We start from the raw sequence: 17,324 nt of genomic DNA, 5'->3' as shown, positions 1-17,324 counted from the left end.
TCCAGGGTCACTTCACGACGTTCTTCCTGGTCACCACCGTCTCGGCCACGGTGCTCGGCACCGCGTCCTGGTACCTGGTGGAGCGACCGTTGCTGCGCCGGTTCTCCGACTCGTCCTGGCGGGGCCGGCCGAGCCCGACCACCGTGAGGCAGACCGCGAGCACGCACAGCGTCTGAGCCCACGGCGAGCCGGCGAGCGGGTGCGGGTCCTGGGCCGGGTGCCAGGCCTCGGCGGCACCGGCCAGGCAGACCCCGACCGCCACCGACCAGGCCGGCAGCGCCAGCCGCCGGCGCGCCGCCAGCGCACGCACCGCCAGCGCCGCGGCGACCGCCACCAGCCCGATCAGCCCGGTCAGGACGAAGGCCGCCAGCACCGCCGTGGCGGTGACCAGGGCCGGCGGCACATCGCGTTCGGCGAGGGCCCCCGCGGTGGGCTCACCGGTCGGTTGCGGGCCTTGCAGGGCTTCCGGGCTTTCCGAGCCTTGCGGGGCTGCTTGCGGGCCCGGCCTGCGCCAGGCCAGCCAGCACAGCCCGAGCGCGGCCAGCAGGCCCAGCACCAGTCCGGCCTGGAAGCCGGCCTGCGGGGCGTAGTGCAGCCGGACCACGCCGTTGGCCGCGGCCGGCAGCTCGAAGCCCTGTTGCCAGCCGTCCAGCCGCACCGCCTTGAGTCGCCGGCCGTCGAGGCTGGCCTGCCAGCCGGCGTTGGCGTTCTCCCGGATCACCAGCAGCGCCGCGGCACTCGTGCTCACCCGTACCGTCCGGCGGGTCGGATGCCAGACCAGCGGCGTGACGACACCCGCGCTCGCGCCGGCCGCCTGCTGCGGCAGGGTCAGCCCGGCCCGGGACAGCACCAGCTCCGACCCGGCGGTCAGGGCCGACCGGCCGAGCTGGACCCGGTGCCGGCCGGGCGCCAGGGCCACCTCGGCGCCGCAGGCGGCCGCCCGCAGCGGCGCGCCGGTGAGCAGCTGCTCGCGGGAGGCGCCGACCTGCAACGGCACCCGGACGCCGTCGACCAGTGCGGCGAGCCCGGCCGAGCAGTCCAGCCGCACCTCCCCGGTCGCGCGCGGTTCGGTCCGGCCGTTAACGGCGATCTCGGCGATGCCGGCCGGCAGGAACCGCGGTGTGCCGTACAGGGTGCTGGTCGTCAGGCGCAGCTCGGCCCGGGCCACCGAGATCCGCACCGTCCGCGACGAGGTCGGCTCGGGAAGCGTCAGCACCCCGTCCTCGGGCACCGGCAGGGACCACTGCTTGTCCGCGACCCGCACCACCACCTGCTCGGGCCGGGCACTGGGGCTGTCGGGGTCGGTCTGCAACCGCAGGGTCGAGATCGTCCGCGGCCGGCCCAGGTCCAGGGTCAGCGACGGTTTCAGGTCACCGGCCCGGGCCACCCAGCTGGTCGTCGGGTCGCCGTCCACCGCCGCGCCGGGCCGCTCCCGCGGATCCGGGTCATCCACCGTGGACGCGGTCGCGGTGACGGCGCGGCCGGCGTCCAGCAGACGATCGAGCGCCGGGCCCGGCGCGGGCAGCACGGTGGCCGCCAGCCGGTAGCGCTGCCCGCCGGCCAGGTCGAACGTCCGGTCGATCACCCCGTCGCTCTCGCCGGCGGCGGCGAACATCGGGTCGCAGGCCGCCCGGCCGGCCACCGTCAGGCAGCTGGGCCGGCCGCCGGCCTCGGTGGCGAAGACCAGCAGGTCGGGGGTGCCGCTGGTGGGCACCTGCAACGTCCGGAACGGCGAGAGGCCGGGAACGGTCAGCGTCGCCAGCCCCACCGAGCCGGTGCCCGGCGTCACCGACAGCACCGTGATGCGAAGGTTCTGGGTGGGACCGGCCGGCAACGCGAGGCGCTGCCCGAACGGGCCGGCAGTGACGTCGGCGTCCAACGTGCCGGCGTCGGTGCTGACCCGCACCCGGTTCGGGTAACCGCCCAGCCCGGCCGCGAAGGCGATCTCCACGGTCGACGTCGAGATCGGCTGGCTCAGTTGCACCGACAGCCACTGGTTGACGCCGCCGGTGAGCGCGCTGCTCTTCCATGCCGTCGCGGGATCGCCGTCCAGCGCCGACCACGGCCCGTTGGCCGGGCCGGGGTTGACCAGCGCGCCGGCGTCCGCGCCAGAGGAGGACGCCCGGACGTCGGAGAGGCCGCCGCCGTAGGCCACGCTCGACAGCGGTCCCGGCGTGGCCGGCAGGTAGTCCTGCGCGGCCCGGGACTGGCGGTAGGGCTGCGAGCCGGTCAGCGTCGCCGACAGCCCGCCGGGCTGGCCGAAGCTCGCCTCCCGGCGCCGGATGCCGTCGGTCGCGACGTTCAGTCCGGCCGCGCCGGTGTCCCGCCCGTCGGAGCCGAACAGCACCGGCGCGTCGGTCCCGAGCCCGGCCGAGACGAGCGGGCCGAGCTGGTCGGCCGAGCCGGTCGCGCGCACCAGGCCGGCGGCGGGCAGCAGACCTACCATGCCGGACCAGCCGGCAACCTCGTACACCTGCACCGCCGGCCTGGTCACGGTCGCGCCGACATCGACCAGATGCGCCCGGTCCAGCCCGTTCACCCGCGCGGCGCCGAAGTCGGCCACCGCGGTGAACCCGGGGGTCGCGGCGATGCTGGCGTGCACGAACGCCGGGTTCGCCGACCCGGAGGCGACCGTGTCCAGGTCGTTGCGCACCACCAGGTACCTGATCCCGGCCCTGGCCAGCAGCACCGGCAGGTCGTCGTCGCGGCGGCCGGCAGACAGCCGCACCGTGAGGTCGTCGAGCAGCCGGATGTAGCCGGCCGACGCCAGCGGAATGCCGTCGCGGACCGTCCACGGGGCGGTGGCCACCGGTTGCAACGCGTCGTCCACCGTGGCGCCCCACAGGTACACCGGCCTGGACGCGCCCGGCACCACCAGCGACCGGCCGGCCCCGGAGTGAGCGCCCAGCCAGGCGCCGGTCTCGCGCCACCAGCTTGCCTCGGTCACCCCCCGGGGTGCCGGCACCAGGCTGTTGGTGATCGCCGGGGCCACCGCGAGCGCGGCGATCGACAGGGCCAGCAAGGCGGCCAGCGGCCGCGGCCGCAGGTCCAGCACCATGCCACGCCACCGCGGTTGCCAGCGGGCCGGCAGCCGCAGCCGGTTCAGCAGCCAGCCGACGCCGAGCGCGATCGGCAGCCGGATCAGCGGGTCGAACTTGTGGACGTTGCGGAAGGCGTTGAGCGGCCCGTCCAGCAGGCTCCGCAGCGCGGCACCGGCCGGCGGTCCGACGGTGGCCAGGTAGCCCATCGTCACGCAGACCAGCCCGAGCAGCAGGCAGCCGATCGCGAACGCCCGGTGCGGCTGGTCGCGGCGGGCGATGCCTGCCAGCCCGGCCGCGGCGACCGCGGTGGTGGCCAGCACGACGGCGGGCACTGCCACCAGGATCCAGCCGGCCGGCCAGACTCCTGGACCGAGGTAGGCCTGCCAGTGGTCCACCCCGCGCAGCGACCCGATCAGGCTGGTGACGCCGGTGGTCACCTGGCTCGACTCGATCCAGTCCAGGAACGGCGGGCTGTAGCGGCCCAGCAGCAGCAACGGGATCGCCCACCAGGCCGATGCCAGCACCACCGACACGCCGAACCAGAGCATCAGCTGCCGGCGCCGCCGGCCGGGCTGCCGGGTGAGCAGCCACAACACCGGAACCGGCAGCACCGCCAGGGTGGCGGCGGCGTTGACCCCGCCGGCGAACAGCAGGGCGACCCCGGCGAGCGCGCCGGCCCGCCGCGGCGAACCCCGTTCCGAGCCGGCCACCAACGGGATCAGGATCCACGGCAGGGCGGCCACCGGCATCAGCTCGGAGGAGATCGAGCCGAGCTCGCTGAGCATCCTCGGCGCCAGGGCATAGGTCAGGCCGGCGGCCACCTTCGGCCAGAACGCCGACACCCCCAGCAACCTGGCCAGCCGGAGCATCCCCAGGAAGGCCGCCAGCACGAGCGCGGACTCCCAGCTTCGCTGCACCACCCAGGCCGGCAGCCCGAGGAGCTTGCCCAGCGCGAAGAAGGGCCCCATCGGGAACAGGTAGCCGTAGGCCTGGTTCTGCAGCTGGCCGGCGGCTCCCAGCGGATCCCACAGTGTCAGGGACCGGCGCAGGAAGCGCAGCGGATCCACCACCAGGTCCAGCTTGGTGTCGGCCGCGGTGTAGCCGGCGCTCTGGCTGAACACCAGCAGCACCAGTCCGAGGCAGATGGTGATCAGCCGGAGCCGTTGCACCGCCGGGGGTGCGGCAGGCCGGCTCGGATCGGGCAGCGCCGTGCCGTCCGTGCCCGGCGCCAGGGAGGCAGTCATCGCTTGCGCAGCACCATCGCCAGATTCCAGAGCGCGACCTCGCGAAGGACCGGAACCCGTACCAGCCAGCACGCCCACCACGGATGGTAACGGGGAAAGGCGGCCACCAGCTCGGCGTCCGGGTGGGTGCGCGCCCAGGCCAGCGCCTGGCTGACCCGGTGCCCGAACAGCGACCGGCCGAAGGCGTTCTTCGGCTCGTGACCCGTCCGGCGCAGGTAACGCCGCCGGGCGTAGTCCCCGCCGAGGTAGTGCCACGGTGCGGTCTCGTGGCCACCCCACGGCGACAGCCACGGCGTGAACGAGACGAACACCGTGCCGCCGGGCTTGGTGACCCGCACCAGCTCGTCAGCCATCCGCCAGGGCCGCCCCAGGTGCTCCACCACGTTCGAGCTGTAGGCGACGTCCACCGACCCGGAGCGGATCGGCAGCGCGTAGCCCGAGGCGCACACCGCGAAGCCCTCCGCCGGCAGGTCGCCGCCGATGTCGAGCTCCACCCCGACGTAGCGGGCGCCGGCCTGGCCGAAGGCGCGCGCGAAGTACCCGGGCCCGCCGCCGACGTCGAGCACCCGGGCGCCGGACAGCTCCACCCAGCCGGCCAGTTGCCGCACCGCGTCGTCGGCCAACGCCGAGTAGAAGTCGGCCGGCCTGGTCTGCTCGACCAGGAACAGCCGGAACAGCCGGAACGAGCGGCGCAGGCTCGCCCGCGGGGGCCGGCGGGAGTGGGCGCGCACCAGCGAACGGTACCTGGGGCGCGCCGGTGGGCACGAACCCGGCACCCGGGCGCGGGCCACCGAACGGGCGCGATCCCGCTCGCCGGCCGGCCGCATCGGCTACTCTCCGGTAACCGTTTTTCACCGGTCGGGGAGCAATGGAACTGTCGAGGACGCCGCGCCGCATCACCTTTCTGGTGTGGCGGGACACCAGCCATCCCGACGGCGGCGGCTCCGAGGTCTACGTCGAGCACATGGCGCGCTGGCTGGCCGCCCGCGGCCACCAGGTGACGATCTGCTGCGCCGCGCACCCCAACGGCCCGGCCGACGAGGTATGCGACGGCGTCCGGTTCCGCCGCCGGGGCGGCCGGCTCGGCGTCTACGCGCACGGCCTGGCCTACCTGCTCAGCCGGGCCGGCCGGCGCACCGACATCGTCGTCGACGTCCACAACGGCATTCCGTTCGCGGCGTCACTGGTGCGCCGCCACCACCTGCACGTGCTGGTGCACCACGTGCACCGCGAGCAGTGGCAGATCATCTACCCCGGCGTGCGCGGCCGGATCGGCTGGTGGGTGGAGTCGTGGCTGGCGCCCCGGCTGTACCGGCGGCAGCCCTACATCACCGTCTCGCAGTCCAGCCGCAACGACCTGGCCGGGCTCGGCATCGACCCGGACCGGATCTCGGTGGTGTGCAACGGCATCGACGTGCCGCACCCGTCCCGGCTGCAGCCGCGCTCGGCCACCCCGCGGATCTGCGTGCTGGGCCGGCTGGTGCCGCACAAGCAGGTCGAGCACGCCCTGCAGCTGATGGCCCGGCTGCACCCGGCCATCCCCGACCTGCGGCTGGACGTGATCGGCTCGGGCTGGTGGGCGGCGGAGCTGGTGGCCGCCGCCGAGGCGCTCGGGGTGAGCGATCTGGTCACCTTCCACGGCCAGGTCAGCGACGCCGAGCGGGACGCGCTGCTCGATGCCAGCTGGCTGATGTTGGCACCCTCGGTGAAGGAGGGCTGGGGCATCGCGATCATGGAGGCTGCCGCCCGGTCGGTGCCGGCGATCGCCTACTCGTCCGCCGGCGGGGTGACCGAGTCCATCGTGGACGGCGAGACCGGCGTGCTGGTGGCGGACCTGGAGGAGATGGTCAGCCAGTGTCAGGCACTGCTGACCGACACCGAGGCCCGGCTGGCGATGGGAAAGAAGGCCCGCAACCGGGCGCACAGCTTCGGCTGGCGGCGCTCAGCGGAGGCGTTCGAGCACCTGCTGATGGACCGTCCGGATCAGCGGTTGCCATAGGAGACGATCGGGGCGCTGGCCGGGTTGTGCTTGGGCGCCTGGGTCGCCGAGGACACCAGGCCGGTCACGGCGGTTCCGGCCAGCAATGCGCCGACGATGGCGGCGAGCACCACCGAGATAAGCTTGCCCACTGCACTCCTTACGAGCTGTGATCGCTGTTGCAGCCAGAACCGCGTTGCACCCGCGGCGGGCGCGATGTTACCGGCGAGTGTAGCGCTTACTCCCCCTGAACAGGCGGCGGTTCGACAGTGCCGTCGCGGCGAGCGCGGCGAGCACTGCCGCGGCGACCGCCGAGTCCACGCCTAGCACCACCCAGCGGCGGCCGGCCCGTTCCGCTGGGCGGGCGATCGGTCCCGGCACCCGGTACAGCTCGACCGCGCTACCGGTGAGCACCGGGCGCAGGCCCGCCAGGTCCGGCAGCGCGGGCCCGGGCGTGTCCGTCTCCCGGAGCACCCAGCCGATCCCCTGCCCGGCCAGCCCCGCGGCGAGCTGCTCGGCGTCCGGCCGGGCCGTCAGCAGCGCCGCCACCCGGGCGGCTGCCGGGTCCTCGCCGTTCAGCAGCACCCCGGAAACCGCCAGCCGGTCGTCGACCACCGTCTCGGCCGGCAGCCAGCGCGGCGCCGGGTCCAGCACCGTCCGGCCTGGCGCCCAGGGATAGGCACGGTAGGAGCCGAACGGCAGCACCAGCACCGCATCCCGCGAGCCGCGCACCTGATCGGCGGCCTGCTGCCAGCCGGCCGGGTAGTGCACCGGGCTCAGCGGTGCCCGCAGGGTGGCCAGGGCGTCCGGCAGCAACGCCAGCGGCAGCGCCAGTGCCGCCAGCAGCACCGGCCAGCCGGGCACCCGGCCGGCCAGCCACGCGGTCAGCCGCTGCACCGCGGCCCCGGCGCTCAGCACCGCCAGCAGGACGAACGGCATCAGCCACTTCTGCCCGTCGCGCAGCAGGCCGGCCCCGGGCAGCTCGCGGACCGCCCAGCGCAGTGCGGCGGCCAGCCCCGGCAGGCTGCCGGCGGCCACCAGCAGCAGCCCGGCCAGGCCCAGCAGCACCAGCCGCCACTGCAGCCGAGAGCCCAGCCGGGCCCGCAGCTCCGGCAGCCCGACGACCAACGCGGCCAGTACCGCCGCCGTGCCGAGGTAGCCGAGCAGGCCGGCCCGGCTGGCCGGGGTGACGTCGGCGCTCCAGATGCCGCCCAGGCCCAGCAGGCTCGCCAGTGCGCCGCCCGGTCGCTCGGAACGGGCCGCGAAGGCGGCCACCCCGCGCGGGTCGCTGGTGGCGCCGGCCGGTGAGGTGAGGGCGGGCACCAGCCAGGGCAGTTGCACCAGCAGCGCGGCGGCCAGCACCGGCGCCAGCCGGCGCAGCTGCCGGGAGCCGGCCACCCCGACCGCGACGCCGGCCCCGACCAGCGCGCCGGTGGGGGTGATCGCGCAGCAGGCCAGCCAGCCCAGCAGGGCGGCGGTAGGCAGCCAGCCGGGGGTGGTACGGAGCCGCCAGGCGGCTCGGACCAGCCACGGCAGCGCCCCGTAGGCCCACAGCAGCGCCCACTGGCCCAGCGCCAGCCGCTCCACCACGTACGGGTTCCACACCGCGAACCCGGACACCGCCAGCACCGCCGGCAGCGATTGCGGTCGCAACAGCCGGGCGCATCCCACGCCGGCCAGCAGCAGCGGCACCAGCAGCGCGATCCGGCCCAGCAGCGCGCCGTCGAGCGCCCGGCTGGCCAGTGCCACCAGGGCGTCCAGCGGCACCGCCCGCGGCGCGGTGGAGCCCAGCCCGACCGACTGCCAGGTCAGCGGCTGGTGCGGCGTGAACACCATGTCGTGGCCCAGCCCGTAGCCGGCCAGCCGCTGCGGCCACAGCAGCAGGACGCTCAGCGCGAGCACCCAGCAGCCGGCCAGCAGTCCCGACCGGGTGTCCGCCCGCACCGCCGCTCCTCTCGCCCGCCCGGCGGCGGTCGTTACGCTCAGTGTGGCGTGCCGCCGGCGAACCGGTCGGCCGCGGAGACTGTAGCCGTTACCTGGGCAGAGAGGCTGGACGAGGCGTGGCCAACCGGGCACTGCCGTTCCGCCGAGCCGGCCGGCTCCCCGCCGAAGGACCCCCCGCAACCGAACCGGCGCCGGGTGCCCGTGGCCTGCTCGGCGTGACGGTGGCCGGCTGGCTCGGCAACGCGCTGAGCTACCTGCTGCTGCTGGCCGCCGCCCGCCGGCTCAACACCGCCGACTACGGCGAGCTGGTGACGCTGCTGAACCTGCTGCTGATCGGCTCGGTGCCGTCCTTCGCGCTGCAGGCGGTCGCGGCACGGCGGGTGGCCACCGGCACGGCGGACGGGCTGCTGGCAGCCGGCAGCCTGGTCGGGCTGGCGGCCGCGGCGCTGATCGCGGTGCTGTCGCCGGCGCTGGTGGCCTTCCTGCACCTGCCGGGACCCGCCGGGCCGCTGCTGGTGGCGCTGTCCATGCCGGGGACGGCGCTGCAGGGCCTGTGCCAGGGCGTCTGGCAGGGCGAGCAGCGGCTGACGGGCCTCGCGGTGGCGACCTTCGTCGGCACCGCCGGACGTTCCGGCGCGGGCCTGGCCGGGTTGCTGGCCGGCGGCACCAGCACCTCGGCGGTCGCCGCGCTGGCCGTCGGGGTGAGCCTGCCGGCGGCCGGCTGCGTGCTGGCGCTGCCGGAGCTGCGCCGGCCCTCGCCTGGGCTGTTCTCGCGCCGGCCGGCTGAAGAGCAGGCCCCCTCGCAGCAGGCCTCTTCGCAGCGGCCGTCCCTACGGCACCGGCCGCTGCTGTCGGTGGTGGTCGAGGCCAGCCATGCCTCGCATGCCTACGGGGTGTTCCTGCTGCTCAGCGTCAGCGACGTGCTGCTGGCCCGGCACGTGCTCAGCACGCCGGCCGCCGCGGTCTACGCAGCGGGCTCGGTGCTCACCAAGGCCAGCCTGTGGCTACCCCAGTCGGTGGCCAACGTGCTGTTCGCCTCCCTCACCGACACCGACCGCCACCACCGGGTGTTCGCCCGCGCCGTGGCGGGACTGGCCGGCCTGGGCCTGGCCCTGGTCACCGGCAGCTGGCTGCTCGGTGGCCCGGTGACCGGCGTGGTGGGCGGCGGCAGCTACCCGCAACTGCGCGCCGACGCCTGGCTGTTCGCGCTGCTCGGCAGCTGCCTGGCGGTGCTGCAGTTCACCCTGGTGGCGGGCCTGGCGGTACGCAACGTGATGGTGACCGCGCTGATCTGGGCGGGCGTGGCCGGTGAGGCGGTGCTGGCGCTCAGCCTGGGACCGCACCCGTCGGTGCGGCTGGTGATCGCGCTGATGGCCGGGCTGAATCTGCTGATCGCCGCCGCCGCGGTGCTGCTGCGGCTGGCACCCCGCTACCGGCAGTCCGCCGGGCCCGGCCAGCCCACCGCTCAGCTGGACTCGGCGACCGGCCACTGACCGGGCACGTACGCCGGGTCGATCCCCTCGCCGATCACGCCGGCCGACCCGGCCGGGCTCGGGTAGATCGACCGGCGCACCCAGTCGTCGAGCACCTTGACCAGGCCGAGGCGCTGGCCGTCGGAGAACCGGCAGTGCCCGGCGCCGTACGGTGCCTTGTCAGTCTCGGAGTAGGTCGCCGGCGGCTTGATGTAGAGCTGCACCAGCTGACCGGACCGCTGCTCGGCACGCACCCGGCCGGCGAAGACGGTCTCGTTCTGCACCAGCACCAGCGGGTCCTGCTCGGTGTGCATGGTCACCGTCGGCACGGTGAGCTTGCCGGTGGGGTCGCCCAGCTCCTCGAACGCCGACCGCGCGGCCGGGTCGGCCGTCACCCGCGGCGCGTCCGCCAGCTGCTTCTGCATCGCCGCCACGTCGCCGCCCACCGTGCTGATCAGGCTGGCCTCGGCGGTGTCGATCCGGCCGGCGTAGTCGGCGGCGGAGTTGTCGGAGGGGTTGCCGCCGACCCGCTGCTCCAGCTCGTACCGGCCGCTGGTGCCGAAGGCCAGCGCGGTGAGCAGCGCCTCGACCCGGGCCTTGACCTGCGAGGGCAGGTCGTGGCCGTCGTAGGTGGCGGTCTCGGTCGGGGCGTCCACCAGGGACGCGATGAACATCGCCTTGCCGGTGCCGCCGCCGGCGGTGTCGGCCGCCGCCTTCTGCACCGCCGCCGCGGCGTGCTGCCAGTTCGCGCTGGCGTCCTCCTGGCTGGTGTAGCCAGTCAGCTTGAGCTGCGGGTCGATCAGCGTCTTCACCGCGAACGCGACGTCCAGCGCGGCGTCGAAGTTGTAGTTCGGGCCGGCCAGCACGCCGCACATCGGCGCGGCGCCGTCCACCCAGTCCGGGTGGGTCTCGGCGATCAGCTGGGTCACCAGGCCGCCCAGCGAGTCACCCCAGACGTAGGTGCGCTTCGGGGTGCCGACCAGCTTGACGAACTTGTCGCGCAGGTCGGTGCCGGCCTTGACCCCGTCGGCCACCGCCCAGCCGTTGGACTTGTAGGACGAGCCGGCCAGGGCGTAGCCGGCCGCGAGCAGGCTGGTGCTCAGCTGGTCGGAGCCGCTGCCGTCGGTGTCGGTGGAGCTGACCTGGGCCTGGGTCTCGACCGGGTCGAAGTTCGGCGGCGCGGGGGCGGCGAACCGGTAACCGTGCGAGTACAGCAACAGGGTGCCGTTCCAGCGCTGCGGCAGCTTGATGGCGTACTTCGCGCCGTCGATCTCACCGGCGCACTCCGAGGCGCAGTCGGTCATCTTGACGTTGGCGTCGGTCGCGCGCACCTGCTGCTGGCGCTCGGACAACGGGGTCGAGGTGTCCGCGCAGCCGGACAGCAGCAGTGCAAGGGCGACGCCGGCGGCCGGAACGGCGCCACCGCGGAGACGAGGTACGGGCATGCCGACATCCAACACCACAGCGGGTGGGAAATGTCGGCAAGCCGGCATGTCGGGGTGTGCCGGTCCGGCAGGGCGCACCGACACCGGGCCGGCCTGCCGTACTGTCCAGCGGTGCCCGCAGAACAGCCGCCGCCCGGCGCGGCCCCGTCCGCCGAACAGCCGCCGCCGGCCGAGCCCGGCTTCGACGCCGTCTGCCGGCAGGTCCGCGAGATCGGCGGATGGCTGACCGAGGCGCAGGCCGCCACCCTGTGGCATGAGGCGCGCGCCGTGCCGCCCGGCGGCGTGATCGTCGAGATCGGCAGCCACCAGGGCCGCTCGACGGTGGTGCTGGCCGCGGCCGCGCCGCAGGCCCGGGTGGTGGCCGTCGACCCGTTCGTCGGCGGCGCCATGTTCGGCGGGCTGGCCACCCGGGAGAAGTTCCTGGCCAACCTGGACCGCGCCGGGGTGGCCGAGCGGGTCGAGTTGCGCCAGGCGAAGAGCACCGAGCTGCGGCCGTCCTGGACCGAGCCGATCGACTTCCTCTACATCGACGGCAAGCACGACTACTGGACGCTGTCGGACGACCTGCGGTGGAGCGAGTTCCTCCCCGCCGGCGGCCGGCTGTGCATCCACGACGCCTACTCCTCGATCGGCGTCACGCTCGGCCTGCTGCGGCACGTGCTGGCCGGCTCGCGGCTGCGCTACCTGGACCGGACCGGCTCGCTGGCCAGGTTCGAGGTCGCGCCGGCGGGTGCGCCGGTGACCCGGGCCGACCGGTTGCGCATCCTGGCGGAGCTGCCGTGGTGGCTGCGCAACGTGGGCATCAAGGTGCTGCTGCGGCTGCGGCTGTACCCGCTGGCCCGGCTGGTCGGGCACGCCGACCGGGCCGACCCATACTGAGCAGCCCGTACTGATCCGGCGCGCCGGTCGCCTGTCCGGGCCGGACGCCTGTCCGGACGGTCGCCCCGCTCGTGTGTGATACCCAGCGGCTGCCCCGGCGACCGGTGACTATCACACACACGGAACCCGGCCACGCCGGCTCAGTGTGCGGCGGCGTCCCAGTGCGGGCCCACCCCGACGCTGACGTCGAGTTCCACGGTCAGCTGCACCGCGGCCGCCATCTCGCGCCGCACCAGCTCCTCCAACTGCTCCCGCTCACCGGTGCCGACCTCGAGGACGAGTTCGTCGTGCACCTGCAGCAGCAGCCGGGAGGCCAGCCCCGCCTCGCGCAGCGAGCGCTGCACGCCCAGCATCGCCACCTTGATGATGTCGGCGGCGCTGCCCTGGATCGGGGCGTTGAGCGCCATCCGCTCGGCCATCTCACGACGCTGCCGGTTGTCGGAGTTCAGGTCCGGCAGGTAGCGCCGGCGTCCCATGATGGTCTCGGTGTAGCCGGTCCGGCGGGCCTCGTCGACCACCGAGTAGAGGTAGTCGCGCACCCCGCCGAAGCGGGCGAAGTACGCCTCCATCTGGCCCTTGGCCTCGTCCGGAGTGATCTTGAGCTGCTGTGCCAGGCCGTAGGCGGACAGGCCGTAGGCCAGGCCGTAGCTCATCGCCTTGATCCGGCGGCGCAGGTCGACGTCCACCTGCTCCAACGGGACGTCGAAGGCGCGGGCGGCGACGAAGGTGTGCAGGTCCTCACCGGACGTGAAGGCCTCGATCAGGCCCGCGTCGGCCGACAGGTGCGCCATGATCCGCATCTCGATCTGGCTGTAGTCGGCGGTCATCAGCGACTCGTAGGCACCCGGCGGGCGGCTGCCGACCACGAACGCCTGCCGGATCCGGCGGCCCTCCGCGGTCCGCACCGGGATGTTCTGCAGGTTCGGGTCCACACTGGACAGCCGGCCGGTCGCGGCGATGGTCTGGTTGAAGGTGGTGTGCACCCGGCCCAGCTCGTCCACCATCGGGATCAGCGCGTCGACCACCGACTTGAGCCGGGTGACCTCGCGGTGGCGCAGCAACCAGGGCAGCAGCGGGTTGTCGCTGGCCTCGGCCAGCCAGGCCAGCGCATCGGCGTCGGTGGTGTAGCCGGTCTTGGTCCGCTTGGTCTTGGGCAGGTTCAGTTCCTCGAACAGGATCTGCTGCAACTGCTTGGGCGAGCCGAGGTTGAACCGGCGGCCGACCAGTGCGTGCGCCTCCGTCTCGGCCTGGGCCACCCCGGCGCCGAGCTCGGACTGCAGCTCGGTGAGGTGCTCGACGTCGACGGCGATGCCGGTGGCCTCGATGTCGGCCAGCACGAACGTCAGCGGCAGTTCCAGGTCGGCGAGCAGGGCCGCGCCGCCGCGGGCGGCCAGCTCCGTGTCGAGGGCGTCGGCCAGGTCGCGGATCGCCGAGGCCCGGACCGCCTCGGCCTGGGCCCGGGCGTTGTCGGACTCCTCCAGCCCGCCTTCCAGGGTGAGCTGGCCGGACTCCGGGTCGGACTCGTCGCGCAGTTCCCGCTTGAGGTAGCGCAGCGCCAGATCGGCCAGGTCGAAGGTCCGCTGGCCCGGCTGCACCAGGTAGGCGGCCAGCTGGGTGTCCGAGCTGACGCCGGCCAGCTTCCAGCCCTGCTGGGCCAGCGCCAGCACCGGGCCCTTGATGTCGTGGCAGGCCTTGGCCGCGTCCTCGTCGGCCAGCCAGCCGGCCAGCGCCTTGTCGTCGGCGGCGGTCAGCTCCGCGACGTCGATCCAGCCGGCGGTGCCGTCGGCGCAGGCCAGCGTCACCGAGTTCAGGGTGCCGGTGCCGCGGCCCCAGGTGCCGCCGAAGGACACCCCCACCCGGCGGCCGTCGGCGGCGTGCTCGGCCAGGAAGCCGGCCACCTGGTCTGGCCCGAGCCGCAGCACGTCGACCTCGAAGCCCTCCGACGCCTCCGGCTCGGGCGCGGCCAGGGTGGCGAACAGCCGCTCCCGCAACACCCGGAACTCCAGGTTGTCGAACAGCTTGTGCACCTCGTCGCGGTCCCACTGCTGGCGGCTGAGCTCGCTGACGCCGAGGTCGAGGTCGAGGTCGCGCACCAGCCGGGTCAGCTGGGCGTTGCGCAGCACCGAGCCGAGGTTCTCGCGCAACGCGTCGCCGACCTTGCCCTTGACCTCGTCGACCCGCTGCACCAGCTGCTCCAGCGAGCCGAAGTCCCGGATCCACTTGGCGGCGGTCTTCTCCCCCACCCCGGCGATGCCTGGCAGGTTGTCGCTGGGGTCACCGCGCAGCGCGGCGAAGTCCGGGTACTGGGCCGGGCTCAGGTCGTACTTGGCCGCCACCGCCTCCGGGGTGAACCGGGTCAGGTCCGAGACGCCCTTGCGCGGGTACAGCACGGTGACCTGGCTGTTCACCAGCTGCAGCGCGTCCCGGTCGCCGGTGCAGATCAGCACCTGCATGCCGTGCCCGCACGCCTCGGTGGTGAGGGTGGCGATCACGTCGTCGGCCTCGTAGCCGGGCACCGACAGCATCGGGATGCGCAGCGCCGAGAGCACCTCCTGGATCAGCGACAGCTGGCCCTGGAACGGCTGCGGGGTGCTGGTCCGGTTGGCCTTGTACTCCGGGTAGGACTCGCTGCGGAAGGTCTGCCGGCTGACGTCGAAGGCCACCGCCAGGTGGGTGGGCTCCTCGTCGCGGAGCAGGTTGATCAGCATCGAGGTGAACCCGAACACCGCGTTGGTCGGCTGCCCCGCCCGGGTGTTGAAGTTCTCGACCGGCAGCGCGTAGAAGGCCCGGTAGGCGATCGAGTGACCGTCGATGAGCAGCAGTCGGGGCGTGGCGGTAGCGGTGGCTGTCACGCTGGCTGAGTCTAGGCCCATCCTCCGACAGCCCCGCCCGGCCGGAGCCGGCCCGCAGACCGCCCCCGAAGCTCGCTCAGACCGGGACGGCCAGCCCCGCCTGGTGGGCCGGCCGGATGGCGCAGCTGAGCCGAGCGGTGCAGGTGCGGCGGCCGTCCTCGCCGGTGATCACGATCTCGAACACCGACAGGGTGCGCCCGACGTGGATCGGGGTGCAGACCGCGGTGACCTCGCCCCGGGCGGCCGCCCGGTGGTGGCTGCAGCTGAGCTCGACGCCGACGGCGATGTGATCGGGCCCGGCCAGCAGCGCCGCCGCGTACGAGCCGACGGTCTCGGCCAGCACCGCGGACGCGCCGCCGTGCAGCAGCCCGTACGGCTGGCGGTTGCCGGCCACCGGCATGGTGGCGACCAGGTGGTGCGGGTCGAAGTCGACGACCTCGATGCCCATCCGCTCGATCAGCTGCTCGCCGGTGCCGCCCCACCGCTTGGCGAAGTCGTCCAGCATGCCCTGCTGTGCGGGTGTGATCATGCCCCTCTGCCTACCACACGGCCGGGGATGACCCCGCGCACAGTGCGGCGGCGGCGAAGCGTCACCCGGTCCAGGGTGTCGGCGATGCCCAGGCTGCGGCGCAGGGTGGCCACCGAGGCGATCCGGCGGACCACCAGCGGCGCGAAGCCCAGCCGGGCGAGGTAGCGGTTGGCGTCGCGGGCACCGGCCTGCACCGCGACCACCACGTGGTTGATCTCGCGGTCCTCGGCATGCCGGACCGCGCCGGTGAGCAGGGCCCGGCCGGCACCGCGCCGGCGGAAGGCGGGCGCCACCAGCAGATGGGAGATGTAGAGGGTGGCGGCCGGCGCCAGCACGCCGATCTGCTCCTCGACCAGCACCGCGAAGCCGACCAGCTGCTTGCTGGCCTCGTCCACCGCCACCAGCACCAGCCGGTCGAGGTCGGCCAGCAGCTCGCGGTAGCGGTCGGCGAGCGAGTGCGGGTCGCCGCGCCGGCCGCGCCGGCCGATGTGCTCGGTGACCCCGTTGTCGACGGTGAGGGCGATCAGTTCGGTGATGTCTGAGGGAACGGCTGGTCTGATCCGCAGGTTTCCTCTCGACACATCCGCTCCCGATCTGACGGTGGTCCTGGCGCTGGGTGGGTTTGTTCAACGTTCAAACCCGAACGCACATTAGCGTGCACCCGCCCGGTTCGACAGGGCAACGGAGAGTATTGCCAAAGAGAAAACTGCCCGTGACCGCAGCCGTTACCGGCGGTGACCAGCAGGGGTGCCGGTCACCGCCAGGCGGCAACAGGACGGCCAGGCCTAGGAGGCGATCTCCTCCCCCAGATAGGCGGCCCGGACCCGGTCGTCGGCCAGCAGCTCGCGGCCGGTCCCGGTGAGCACGATCTCGCCGGTCTCCAGCACGTAGCCGCGGTTGGCCAGTCCGAGCGCCTGGGCCGCATTCTGCTCCACGATCAGCACGGTCACCCCGCTGGAGTTGATCTCCCGGACGATGTCGAAGATCTGCTTGACGATCAGCGGGGCCAGGCCCATCGACGGTTCGTCCAGCAGCAGCAGCCGCGGCTTGCCCATCAGCGCCCGGCCGATGGCCAGCATCTGCTGCTCGCCGCCGGACAGGGTTCCGGCGTGCTGCTTGATCCGCTCACCCAGCCTGGGGAACAGCTCCAGCACGCGCTTGAACACCTGCGCGTCCGGCTTCTTGAACCGGAACGCCCCCATCTCCAGGTTCTCCTGCACGGTCATCCGGGGGAACACCCGGCGGCCCTCGGGCACGTGGCAGATGCCCATGCTGATCAGCTTGTGAGCCGGGATCCCGTCGATCCGCTCGCCGTCGAACAGGATCTGCCCGAGCGCCGGTTGCAGCATGCCCGAGACCGTCTTCTGGGTGGTGGTCTTGCCGGCGCCGTTGGCACCGAGCAGGGCGACCACCTCCCCCTCGTGGACCTCGAAGCTGACACCCTTGAGCGCCCTGATCGCGCCGTAGCGCACCTCGATGTCCTCGACCTGCAGCAGGGCGCTCACCGCGGCAACTCCCCTCTGTCGTCTGCTTCGGTGCTGGCGTCCGGCGTCTGCCCGACCAGCTCGTCCAGCGAGACGTCGGTGTCGATGCGGCGCAGCTCGGGCTGGTCGAGGTCGGCCGCGTCGACCTCGTCGGCCGAGGTGCCCAGGTAGGCCGCGATCACTTCCGGGTTGCGCTGGATCTGCTCGGGGCTGCCCTCGGCGATCTTCTGGCCGAAGTTGAGCACGATGATCCGGTGCGCGATCGACATCACCAGCTTCATGTCGTGCTCGATGAGCAGCACGCTGATGTCGTCGTCGACGTTGATGCTCTGGATCAGGGTGGCCAGCTCCCGCTTCTCGGCCGGGTTGGTGCCGGCCGCCGGCTCGTCCAGCAGGATCACCCCGGGCGAGGTGCCCAGCGCCCGGGCGATCTCCAGCCGGCGCTGCTCGCCGTAG

The 17,324-nt window shown here is 73.7% G+C and carries 12 protein-coding genes and 1 pseudogene; 3 read left to right on the top strand and 10 right to left on the bottom strand.

Going from position 1 to position 17,324, the window contains the following annotated elements; genetic code table 11:
* Positions 1–7 precede the first annotated feature (7 nt).
* Both VLJ82_RS00270 and VLJ82_RS00265 read right to left on the bottom strand, forming a co-directional pair.
* The gene (locus VLJ82_RS00270) at positions 8–4,285 is read right to left on the bottom strand and encodes an alpha-(1->3)-arabinofuranosyltransferase domain-containing protein (RefSeq protein WP_408661317.1); all 4,278 of its coding nucleotides are present in this window, start codon (positions 4,283–4,285) and stop codon (positions 8–10) included.
* Positions 4,282–5,016 carry a class I SAM-dependent methyltransferase gene (locus tag VLJ82_RS00265; RefSeq protein ID WP_408661316.1) on the bottom strand — a complete coding sequence of 245 codons (735 nt, stop codon included), beginning with the start codon at positions 5,014–5,016 and terminating at the stop codon, positions 4,282–4,284. The genes VLJ82_RS00270 and VLJ82_RS00265 overlap by 4 nt, the downstream gene beginning before the upstream one ends.
* A gap of 137 nt (positions 5,017–5,153) precedes the next feature.
* On the opposite strand from VLJ82_RS00265, the gene VLJ82_RS00260 reads away from it, so the two are divergent.
* Positions 5,154–6,284: a glycosyltransferase family 4 protein gene (locus VLJ82_RS00260; RefSeq protein ID WP_408661315.1), complete on the top strand. Its 1,131-nt coding sequence runs from the start codon at positions 5,154–5,156 to the stop codon at positions 6,282–6,284.
* Here the strand turns inward: VLJ82_RS00260 and VLJ82_RS00255 are convergent.
* Both VLJ82_RS00255 and VLJ82_RS00250 read right to left on the bottom strand, forming a co-directional pair.
* Positions 6,269–6,415 (bottom strand): DUF2613 family protein, encoded by a 147-nt coding sequence (locus tag VLJ82_RS00255; protein ID WP_408661314.1) that lies wholly within the window; start codon positions 6,413–6,415, stop codon positions 6,269–6,271. The two genes, VLJ82_RS00260 and VLJ82_RS00255, sit on opposite strands and share 16 nt — an antisense overlap.
* A 67-nt stretch (positions 6,416–6,482) precedes the next feature.
* The gene (locus tag VLJ82_RS00250; protein WP_408661313.1) at positions 6,483–8,207 is read right to left on the bottom strand and encodes a hypothetical protein; all 1,725 of its coding nucleotides are present in this window, start codon (positions 8,205–8,207) and stop codon (positions 6,483–6,485) included.
* Between the two features lie 215 nt (positions 8,208–8,422).
* Between VLJ82_RS00250 and VLJ82_RS00245 the strand changes: the two genes are divergently transcribed.
* The gene (locus VLJ82_RS00245; RefSeq protein ID WP_408661312.1) at positions 8,423–9,700 is read left to right on the top strand and encodes a hypothetical protein; all 1,278 of its coding nucleotides are present in this window, start codon (positions 8,423–8,425) and stop codon (positions 9,698–9,700) included.
* On the opposite strand, the gene VLJ82_RS00240 is transcribed toward VLJ82_RS00245, so the two are convergent.
* Positions 9,673–11,124 carry a DUF6351 family protein gene (locus VLJ82_RS00240; protein WP_408661311.1) on the bottom strand — a complete coding sequence of 484 codons (1,452 nt, stop codon included), beginning with the start codon at positions 11,122–11,124 and terminating at the stop codon, positions 9,673–9,675. The two genes, VLJ82_RS00245 and VLJ82_RS00240, sit on opposite strands and share 28 nt — an antisense overlap.
* Before the next feature lie 111 nt (positions 11,125–11,235).
* Between VLJ82_RS00240 and VLJ82_RS00235 the strand changes: the two genes are divergently transcribed.
* Positions 11,236–12,003, top strand: coding sequence for a class I SAM-dependent methyltransferase (locus tag VLJ82_RS00235; RefSeq protein WP_408661310.1), 768 nt, complete (start codon positions 11,236–11,238; stop codon positions 12,001–12,003).
* Positions 12,004–12,143: 140 nt separating this feature from the next.
* Here VLJ82_RS00235 and polA read toward each other — a convergent pair whose 3' ends face one another.
* The 5 genes and pseudogenes from polA to VLJ82_RS00210 all read right to left on the bottom strand — a co-directional run.
* Complete coding sequence (gene polA, locus VLJ82_RS00230; protein WP_408661309.1) at positions 12,144–14,876, bottom strand: DNA polymerase I; 2,733 nt, start codon at positions 14,874–14,876, stop codon at positions 12,144–12,146.
* A gap of 55 nt (positions 14,877–14,931) precedes the next feature.
* Positions 14,932–15,360: a PaaI family thioesterase gene (locus tag VLJ82_RS00225; RefSeq protein WP_408661330.1), complete on the bottom strand. Its 429-nt coding sequence runs from the start codon at positions 15,358–15,360 to the stop codon at positions 14,932–14,934.
* A 20-nt stretch (positions 15,361–15,380) separates the two neighbouring features.
* Entirely contained in the window at positions 15,381–15,965 is a 585-nt protein-coding gene (locus VLJ82_RS00220) for a GNAT family N-acetyltransferase (protein ID WP_408661308.1), read from the bottom strand.
* Positions 15,966–16,169: 204 nt separating this feature from the next.
* Positions 16,170–16,889: an ABC transporter ATP-binding protein gene (locus VLJ82_RS00215; RefSeq protein ID WP_408661307.1), complete on the bottom strand. Its 720-nt coding sequence runs from the start codon at positions 16,887–16,889 to the stop codon at positions 16,170–16,172.
* Positions 16,886–17,324 (bottom strand): annotated as a pseudogene (locus VLJ82_RS00210) (ABC transporter ATP-binding protein); the annotation flags it as partial. The gene VLJ82_RS00215 and the pseudogene VLJ82_RS00210, both read right to left, overlap by 4 nt.

The organism is Jatrophihabitans sp. (genome assembly GCF_035474675.1).
Lineage (GTDB): Bacteria > Actinomycetota > Actinomycetes > Mycobacteriales > Jatrophihabitantaceae > Jatrophihabitans_A.
This window is presented reverse-complemented; position numbering and strand designations above follow the sequence as displayed.